6 protein-coding genes are annotated in these 9491 nt (G+C 70.9%); 5 read left to right on the forward strand and 1 reads right to left on the reverse strand.

Annotated features, from left to right (window positions below):
• From PLJ28_RS11000 to PLJ28_RS11020, 5 genes are all read left to right on the forward strand, one after another.
• Positions 1–2748, forward strand: a 2748-nt coding sequence (locus PLJ28_RS11000; protein ID WP_324590127.1) for a Pls/PosA family non-ribosomal peptide synthetase, incomplete at its 5' end; no start/stop codon positions are given.
• Between the two features lie 23 nt (positions 2749–2771).
• Positions 2772–5309: a non-ribosomal peptide synthetase gene (locus tag PLJ28_RS11005; protein ID WP_298043851.1), complete on the forward strand. Its 2538-nt coding sequence runs from the start codon at positions 2772–2774 to the stop codon at positions 5307–5309.
• A 15-nt stretch (positions 5310–5324) separates the two neighbouring features.
• Positions 5325–6332, forward strand: a complete 1008-nt coding sequence (locus PLJ28_RS11010) for a TauD/TfdA family dioxygenase (RefSeq protein ID WP_183524152.1) — start codon at positions 5325–5327, stop codon at positions 6330–6332.
• Entirely contained in the window at positions 6329–7396 is a 1068-nt protein-coding gene (gene sbnB / locus PLJ28_RS11015; protein ID WP_183524157.1) for a 2,3-diaminopropionate biosynthesis protein SbnB, read from the forward strand. Before PLJ28_RS11010 ends, sbnB begins: the two co-directional genes overlap by 4 nt.
• Before the next feature lie 54 nt (positions 7397–7450).
• Positions 7451–8614 carry a threonine synthase gene (locus PLJ28_RS11020; RefSeq protein ID WP_183524160.1) on the forward strand — a complete coding sequence of 388 codons (1164 nt, stop codon included), beginning with the start codon at positions 7451–7453 and terminating at the stop codon, positions 8612–8614.
• A gap of 76 nt (positions 8615–8690) precedes the next feature.
• Here the strand turns inward: PLJ28_RS11020 and PLJ28_RS11025 are convergent.
• Positions 8691–9491 (reverse strand): ketopantoate reductase family protein (locus tag PLJ28_RS11025; RefSeq protein ID WP_324590128.1); only part of this gene is annotated, 801 nt, incomplete at its 5' end.

Genomic DNA, 9491 nt, shown 5'->3' on the forward strand with positions numbered 1-9491 from the left:
AACTTCTTCGAGGACCTGGGCGCCGACTCGCTGGTGATGGCGCAGTTCTGTGCCCGGGTGCGCAAGCAGCCGGACCTGCCGGCCGTGTCGATCAAGGACGTCTACCGGCACCCCACGATCGCGGCACTGGCCGGGGCCCTGGCCCCCGCGGAGCCCGCCCCGGCGCCGGTGCAGGCCCGGATGGCGGACCTGCTGGCCGGTGTGCTGGCCGGGGTGCTGGGCCGGGAGCAGGTGCCCGTGGACGCCAACTTCTTCGAGGACCTGGGCGCCGACTCGCTGGTGATGGCGCAGTTCTGTGCCCGGGTGCGCAAGCAGCCGGACCTGCCGGCCGTGTCGATCAAGGACGTCTACCGGCACCCGACGATCGCGGCACTGGCCGCCTCGCTGGGTGGGGGTGAGCCGGTGACCGCGGGCCAGCCCACGGTCACCGACGCCGTCGCCTCCCCCGCGGCGGGACCGGGACCGTCCACCGCCCTCGTCCCCCCGGAGCGCTCCGGGCGGACGACGCACCGAGGACGTCACCGGCGCACCCCCGCGGAGGGCACACCGGCCACCACGACCGAGTACGTGGTGTGCGGCGTGCTGCAGACCCTGATCTTCCTCGCCTACACCTTCCTGTTCGCCGTGATCATCGAGAGGGGGCTGCTCTGGGTCTGGGAGGGGGAGGGCCTGCTCGAGCACTACCTGCGGGGTGCCGGCTTCGGTGCGGTCACCTTCCTGGTCATGTGCACGCTGCCCATCCTCGTCAAATGGCTCCTCATCGGCCGCTGGAAGCCCCGGGACATCCGCATCTGGAGCCTGGACTACGTGCGGTTCTGGTTCGTCAAGACCGTGGTGGTCGCCAGCCCCCTGGTCCTCTTCGCCGGCTCGCCCCTGTACCTGTTCTACCTGCGGGCCCTGGGAGCCAAGGTCGGGAAGGGGGCGATCGTCCTCACCGGGCGCGTGCCCGTCTGCACCGACATGCTCACCATCGGTGAGCGCACCGTCATCGACAAGGACACCTTCCTGACGGGATACCGCGCCGTCAGCGGCATGATCCAGACGGGTCCGGTGACCATCGGCAAGGACGTCTTCATCGGTGAGAAGGTGGTGCTGGACATCGGCACCTCCCTCGGTGACGGCGCACAACTGGGCCACGCCTCGTCCCTCCACGAGGGCCAGGCCGTCCCGGCCGGCGAGCACTGGCACGGATCACCAGGTGAGCGGACGGAGTCGGACTACCGTGCCGTCGCCCCGATCGACTGCGGCCCCCTGAGGAGGGCCGGGTACGTCATCTGCCAGTTGCTGCTCCTCTTCGGCGTGACACTGCCGGTGGGGTTCGGCGGGCTGGCCCTGGTCCTCGACGTGATCCCCTGGCTCTCGGACATGCTCTGGTCGCCGGTGGTGTCCTTCACGAGCGCGTCGTTCTACGGGTACGTCCTGCTGACCTCCGTCATCCTGTTCTTCGGGACCATCGTCGTCGGCATGGTCCTCACCATGACCGTGCCACGGCTGCTCAACCTGGCACTGACCCCGGACCGGACCTATCGACTGTACGGATTCCATTTCGCGTGCCATCGGGCGATCGAGGGACTGACCAATCGACGGTTCTTCCACGACCTCTTCGGGGACAGCTCGTTCATCGTCCGCTACCTGCAGAGCCTCGGGTACGGGCTGTCCCCGGTCGTGCAGACCGGATCGAACTTCGGCACCGACATCAAGCACGACAACCCGTACCTGGTCTCCGTCGGGAGCGGCACGGTGGTGGCCAGTGGCATCTCGATCGTCAACGCCAACTACTCCAGCTCCTCGTTCAGCGTCTCGCGCAGCTCGATCGCGCCCAACAGCTTCTTCGGCAACGAGATCCTCTACCCACCGCAGTCCACGACGGGCCCGGACTGCCTCATCGCCACGAAGGCGCTGGTCCCGATCGACGGACCGGTCCGGGAGGGGGTCGGGCTCCTGGGCTCGCCGGCCTTCGAGATCCCGCGCACGGTCCAGCGGGACAGTGAATTCATCCGCATGGCCCATGACGAGCAGCTTCCCGACCGGCTCGCCGCGAAGAACCGGCACAACCTCGTGACCATCGGACTGTTCCTGCTGGCGCGCTGGTTCTACGTCTTCGTGGCCACCCTGTTCGGCTTCTTCGCGGTGGACCTCTACTTCCTGGTCGGTGAGGTCTCACTCATGCTGACCACGGTCCTCACCCTCGTCTTCGGCCTGTTCTACCGTGCCCTGGTCGAACGCGCCTCGACCGGGTTCAAACCCCTGAAGCCGAAGTACTGCTCGATCTACGACATCGACTTCTGGCGCACGGAACGCTTCTACAAGCTCGAGGCGGAAGTGAGCCCGCTGTTCAACGGCACCCCGTTCAAGGGCGCGATCCTGCGGATGCTGGGGGTGCGCGTGGGCAGGCGGCTCTTCGACGACGGTGCCCAGATCGCCGAGAAGAACCTCGTCACCCTCGGTGACGACGTCGCCCTCAACACCGGTGCGTGGGTCCAGTGCCACTCACAGGAGGACTACGCCTTCAAGTCCGATGCCATCACGATCGGCTCCGGCTGCTCCGTGGGGGTGTCCGCGATGATCCTCTACAGCGCGCGGATGGGCGACGGCGCCTTCCTCGCCCCCGACTCCTTCCTGATGAAGGGCGAGGAGATCCCCGCCGGCGAGCGGTGGGGAGGCAACCCTGCCGAGGCCCTGACCGATGCGAACCCCGGCCGGCAGCCACGGCCGTCCTCCGCCGCCGACGTGGTCGAGACCGTCTGAGCAGGAAAGCAGGAAAGCAAGACATGGACATGATGACTGACACGGGACGCGCTTTCTGGCGGGGCATGCTCGCCGCGGGTGGACTCACCACGATCCCGCGGTGGACGCTGGACCCCCGTCCCGGCCTCGGCGAGCACCACGAGGCCCTCCCCGAGGACCTGCTGGGAGCGCTGCGCCGGCTGGCCGACGGCCTGGGGACGTCGGTGGACGCGGTCCTGCTGACCGCCCACGCCAGGGTGCTCGCCACGCTGGCCGGGGAACGGGAGGTCGTGACCGGTTACGGCACGGCGCCCGGAGGCGAACCGGTGCCGTGCCGGCTGACGATCGACCCGGGCTCCTGGCGCGATCTCCTGACCTCCGTGGCTCGCCTGGAGGGGGAGCTGCGATCGCACCTGCAGGACGGACACGGCGTCGACCTCGACGGTGTCCGCCGGGAGCTGGGCCTGCGCGGGCCGGTGTTCGAGACCGAGCTCATCCCACGGGACACCCCGGGGGAGCCGGCCGACGGCACGGTCCTCCAATTGTCGGTGTCGAACGAGGCGGGCGGTGCCCGGTTGCGGCTGCGGTACCGCACCGATGCGCTAGACGCGCCCGCCGCCGCCCGCATCGCCGGATACCACGCGCGGGCCCTGGCGGCCATGGCCGCGGACCCGGACGGCGAGCACGCCCGCGCCTGCCTCCTCACCCCCGAGGAGTTGCGCTTCCAGCTGGAGGATCTCGCCGGTCCCCGGCGGGAGCTTCCCGACCTCCGCGTCCACGAGGTGCTCGAGCAGCGGGCCGGGTCCACCCCCGACGCGGTCGCCGCGGTGCACGGGGAGGCCCTCCTGACCTACCGCGAGCTGAACGCCCGGGCGAACCGGTTGGGCCGGGCGCTGCAGGCCTGGGGCCTCGACCGGGAGACCGTCGTCACCGTGGTGACGGAGCGGAACCTGGACTGGATGGTGACCGTCCTGGCCATCTGGAAGGCAGGCCTGACCTACCTGCCGCTCGAGCCGCACTTCCCGCCGGAGCGCATGGCCACGGCCATCTCCCGCGCGGAGTCCCCGCTGGTGGTGACCGAACGGGCCAGTACCGCGATGCTCGACCAGGCCCTGTCCATCCTGCCCGGCGTCACGGAGCTCTTCGTCGAGGACCTCGCCGCCGAGGATCACCCGGAGGGCGACCTCGGGGTGGACGTCGCCGCCGGTCAACTGGCCTACATCCTGTTCACGTCCGGCTCCACCGGGCAGCCGAAGGGCGTGATGTGCGAGCACGCCGGGATGCTGAACCACATCCTGGCCAAGATCGACGACCTCGGCGTGCGCGAGGGAGAGGTGATTCCCCAGACCGGTCCGCAGTGCTTCGACATCTCGGTGTGGCAACTCGTCGCCGCCCTCCTGGTCGGCGGGCGCACCCTGCTCGTCGACCAGGACGCCATCCTCGACGTGGAGCGGTTCGTCGACACGATCGTGGACGGTCACGCCGGCGTCATCCAGGTCGTGCCCTCCTATCTCGACGTGATCGTGTCCTACCTCGAGCAGCACCCCCGCGAGCTGCCGGACCTGCACTGCGTGTGCCCCACCGGCGACTTCCTGAAGAAGGAGCTCGTCCAGCGCTGGTTCGCCCTCTACCCCCACATCCCCGTGGTCAACACCTATGGGCTCACCGAGACGTCCGACGACGCGGTGCACGAGATCATGGACCGGCCCCCGGCTGGGCCGGGGGTCCCCCTCGGGCGGCCGATCAACAACACCCACGTGGACGTCGTCGACGAGTTCGGCACCCCGGTACCGCTCGGCGCCCCGGGACTGATCGTGTTCTCCGGCGTGTGCGTGGGACGCGGGTACGTCAACGACCCGGAACGCACCGCGGCGATGTTCGGCGACGACCCGCATCGTGCGGGGGCGCGCATCTGCCGGACCGGTGACTACGGACGGTGGCGTCCGGACGGGAAGCTCGACTTCCTGGGCCGGCGTGACAACCAGGTCAAGATCCGGGGCTTCCGCATCGAGATCGGTGAGATCGAGAACGCCCTGCTGGGGGTTCCCGGCGTCCGCGACGGCGCCGTCGTCGTCGGGCGGGGGCCCGACCAGTCCGCGTTCCTCGTGGCGTTCTACTCCGGTGACCGTCCACTCGAGGCGGAGGAGCTCCGTACCCGGATGGCCGGACGGGTCCCGGACTACATGGTCCCCTCCGCGTACCGGTGGCAGGAGCGCCTGCCCCTGACCGGCAACGGCAAGATCGACCGGAAGACCCTGGGCGGCATGGCGCAGGACACCGTGGCACACCCCACCCCCACGGAGGAGCTCACGGCCGCCGAGCAACGGCTGGCCGGGGCCTGGGGATCGGTCCTGGGCCTGCCGCCGGAGCGGATCAGCAGGCAGGACTCCTTCTTCGAGCTGGGCGGCACCTCCTTGTCCGCCGTGAAGCTCGTCGTGCTGCTCCAGCGCGCCGTCTCGCTCCAGCAGGTCATGCGGACCCCGGTCCTGGCCGACCTGGCGTGCCTGCTCGACACGCATTCCGCGCCCCCGGACCAGGACCCCGGCCGTGACCGGCTGACCACTCCCACTCGTTCCCTGTGACCCGAAAGGACCCTCATGTCATCCCCCTCACCCAGAACACAGCTCGCCGTGGACCGTGAGGCCGGCCGGACACCGATGCTCACCGTCGCGGACGGCCCCGATCCCGTCCAGTGGGCCGACCAGCACCGGGAGGGACTGCGCGCGGCGGTGGACGAGCACGGTGCCGTCATGGTCCGTGGGCTCGGCCTCCGCGACGCAGCCGAGGTGGCCGCCGTGTTCCACCGGCTGGCCCCGGGCGGACTCATGCCCGACCGGGAGGCGTTCGCCGCCCGGCGGCAGCACGCCGAGGGCGTGTACTCGTCGCTCACGTGGCCAGCCAACCAGCCCATGTGCATGCACCATGAGCTCAGCTACGCGCTCGAGTTCCCCGGCCTGTTGCTGTTCGCCTGCCTCGAGGCACCCGCCACCGGAGGGGTGACCGGTGTCGCGGACGCCCGCACCGTGCTGGAGGCCCTTCCCCCGGACCTCGTCCGGCGGTTCGAGGACGAGGGGTGGTTGCTCGCCCGCAGCTACAACGAGGACGTCGGGGCCTCCTACGAGGAGGCCTTGGGGGTCGGTGACCGCGCCGCGGTCGAGGACTACTGCCGGGCCCACGAGATCGAGTTCGAGTGGCAGCCCGACGGGGAGCTCCGGACCCGGCAACGCCGCCCCGCCGTGGTGCGGCACCCGGTGACGGGCCAGCGCTGCTGGTTCAACCAGGTCGCGTTCCTGAACGAATGGACGATCGCCCCGGAGATCCGGGAGTACCTGGTGGACGTCTACGGTCCCGACGGACTGCCGTTCAACACCCGTTTCGGCAACGGCGACCCGATCGGGGAGGACGTCATCACCCTGGTGAACGAGGTCTACGAGGCCCACACCCTGCGGACGCCGTGGGAGGCCGGGGACCTCATGCTCGTCGACAACGTGAGCACGGCCCACAGCCGTGAGGCCTACGAGGGCCCTCGGGAGATCCTCGTGGGGATGGCCGAGCCGCGGCGGGTGTCCGACCTCGTGACCACGGGGCGGGAGGACGTGCGATGAAGGAGGATCCCACCGTCTCCCCGGTCGCCACCCCGGAACCGAGGACCGTCCCCCCGTTCGCCGTCATCCCCGGTGCCCAGGTGCAGCAGGCGCTCCAGGGCCGGGAGCGGCAGGTCGTCGAGCTGGTCGAGGAGACCTACCGGGTGCACGCGGCCGGGGACTCGGTGAACCCCCCGTCGTACTTCCTGACCTTCCCGGACCGGCCCACCGCGCGCATCATCGCCCTGCCCGCCTCGATCGGCGGCAGCGTCGGGGTCGACGGCATCAAGTGGGTCTCGAGCTTCCCGGACAACGTGAGGTCCGGGATACCCCGCGCCTCCGCGGTGCTGATCCTCAACGACCGGGCGACGGGCTACCCCTTCGCCTGCATGGAGAGCTCCATCATCAGTGCCTCCAGGACGGCCGCCTCGGCGGCCGCGGCCGCGGACTGGCTCAGCAGGGGACGGGGCCGGCCCCGACGCGTCGGGTTCTTCGGCGTGGGCCTCATCGCGCGGTACATCCACACCTTCCTGGACGCGACGGACTGGTCCTTCGACGAGATCGGGGTGTACGACCTCTCGGGCGAGAGCGGAGAGGGATTCAAGGGGTATCTCGAACGGAGCGGCACGGCCGCCCGGGTGACCGTGCACGACAGCCCCGAGCAGTTGATCCGGAGCAGTGACCTCGTCGTGTTCGCGACCATCGCGTCCCAGCCGCACGTGCACGACCTCTCCTGGTTCGAGCACAACCCGCTGGTGCTGCACGTGTCCCTGCGTGACCTGGACCCGGAGATCCTGCTGGCGTCGACCAACGTCCTGGACGACGTCGACCACTGCCTGAAGGCCGGGACGTCCGCGCACCTCGTGGAGCAGATGGTCGGTCATCGGGACTTCGTGGCCGGCACCCTGGCCGATGTCATGGCCGGCACGGTCCCGCTGCCGGAGGACCGCCCGGTGGTCTTCTCACCATTCGGCCTGGGCGTGCTCGACCTGGCCGTGGGCAAGTACGTCTATGACGACATGGCCCGCAGCGGCCGGCTCCAGGTGGTCGAGGACTTCTTCACCGAGCTGAGCCGGTATGGCTGAGACGGTTCGCCCGGACACGGACACGGACACGGACACGGGGGAGGCGGACGCGGAATGGGCAGGGTGACCGGTTCGGCGCGCACCGCCGGGTGCGAGTGGCTGCAGTACGACTACGGTCCCGCCCTGGTCCCGGACGGGGAGCCGGGATCGTTCACGATGTGGCGGTACCGGGCGCTGCTGCCCGTGGCCGAGGGGCCGGTGCGCTACCCGTTGCCCGTCGGCGGCACGCCCCTGCTCGCGGTCCCGGCCCTGCGAGGCGCGCTGGGCGTCGCGGGCCTGTGGGTCAAGGACGAGACCCGTGGCCCGACGGCGTCCAACAAGGACCGGGCCACGGCGCTGGTGATCGAGGACGGGCTGCGGCACGGCCGGGACACCATCACGACGGCCTCCACGGGCAACGCCGCGGTGGCCACGGCCTTCGGGGCGGCCGCCGCCGGAATGCGCGCCGTCATCTTCGTCTCGACCGACTGCCAGGAGGAGAAGCTCGCGCTGATGACCCAGGCGGGGGCCTGGGTGTTCCAGGTCCCCGATGGCTACGCCGCCGCCGTGGACCTCTCGCGTGCAGCCGTCGAGGAGTTCGGCTGGGTGGACCGGAACACCGGGGTGAACCCGCTGACGACGGAGGCGAAGAAGACCGTCGCGCTGGAGGTCTGGGAGCAGCTCGGCCGGCGCATGCCGGACGTGATGGTCGCCCCGGTGGGTGACGGCCCCACGCTCGTGGCGCTCGCCAAGGGCTTCGACGAGCTCGTCGCCTGCGGCGTCGCCGCCCGGACGCCCCGTCTGGTGGGTGTGCAGGCCGCGGCGTGCCAACCGCTGGTGCGCGCGTGGTCGGGCACCGATCCGGGTCCCGGTGAACTGGATGCGGGGGCGACCGTCGCCGACGGGATCGCCGTGCTGCGGCCGGCTATCGGTGAGGCGGTGCTCCAGGCCATCCGCTCCAGCGACGGGACCATGGTCGCGGTGAGCGACGCGGAACTGCTGGCGGCCGTCGGCCTGCTGGCCGCCACGGCCGGCGTCGGTGCGGAACCGGCCGGGGCCGCCTCCGTGGCCGGCCTGCGGGGTGCCCTGCGCGAGGGCGTGGTGCAGCCCGGGGAGACCGTCGTGGTGCTGGTCACCGGACGTGAGGTCAAGGCGTCCGGGTCCCCGTCCCGGGACCGGGTGACCGTGGCCCGCCGGCTGGACGACGTGCGGACGGCCCTCGCGGACGCCCCCCGGTGAGGGCCGGGCAGCCGACCCACCCGCATCGGCGGCCCGGTGCCCGGTCCCCGGGGGTGAGCGGACCAGACGGTGGTCCTCACAGGGTGGCCAATCGCACCGGACCCGGCTGGGCCGGACGGTCGGCTCGCGTGGCGGTCTGGTCGTGCACCCGCACGTGGGTCAGGGCCAGCCGGGTCAGGGGGACCTCCACGCCGTACCGCTCCGCCGTGGCCACGAACTCCCCGAGCAGGTGTTCCCCCTCGTGCGAGAACCCGGCGGTCAGGTCCCGGTAGAGGGAGGAGGTGAACACGGACCCGGGTTCGGTGAACATCTCCAGGCTCGCCGCGTGCGCGGCGTCCGAGACGGGGTATCCGGCCGCCGCGGCGACCCGTTCGGTCTGGTCGATGACCTCCAGGACGAACTCCCTGCCGCCGGGGGTGGCCAGGATGGCGCCGATGGTGCCACGCATCAGGCACGTGGTGGTCCCCCCGGCCACGATGAAGGCCCACTTGTGCCACATCGCGGCCAGGACGTCCTCGTCCAGGACCAGGTCGTACCCCGGGACCGACAGTTCCTGCTGGACCCGGGCCGCCCGGTCAGTGTGCTGCCGGTCCTGTTCGCCGAAGATCATCGTGGCGCCCGGCTTGAACTGGAAGACCGCACCCTCCGGGGTGACCGTGGCGACCACACGGACGATCCCCCCGAGCACGGCACCGCGGCCGAAGCGGGCGTTGACCCGCTCCAGGTGGGCCATGCCGTTGAGCAGCGGCAGGATGGCGGTGTCCGGTCCCACGGCCGGGGCGATGTCCTCCATGGCCTGCTCCAGGGCCCAGGCCTTGGTCATGAGCAGGATCAGGTCGTAGGGACCGTCCAGCTCGCGGGCCGTGACGGCCCGGAC

The sequence above is a fragment of the Citricoccus sp. genome (assembly GCF_035445025.1).
In the GTDB taxonomy this organism is placed as follows: domain Bacteria; phylum Actinomycetota; class Actinomycetes; order Actinomycetales; family Micrococcaceae; genus Citricoccus.

Coding starts and splice junctions, on each gene's coding strand:
- PLJ28_RS11005 (WP_298043851.1), top strand. CDS start 2,772: ATGGACATGATGACTGACACGGGACGCGCTTTCTGGCGGGGCATGCTC.
- PLJ28_RS11010 (WP_183524152.1), top strand. CDS start 5,325: ATGTCATCCCCCTCACCCAGAACACAGCTCGCCGTGGACCGTGAGGCC.
- sbnB (WP_183524157.1), top strand. CDS start 6,329: ATGAAGGAGGATCCCACCGTCTCCCCGGTCGCCACCCCGGAACCGAGG.
- PLJ28_RS11020 (WP_183524160.1), top strand. CDS start 7,451: ATGGGCAGGGTGACCGGTTCGGCGCGCACCGCCGGGTGCGAGTGGCTG.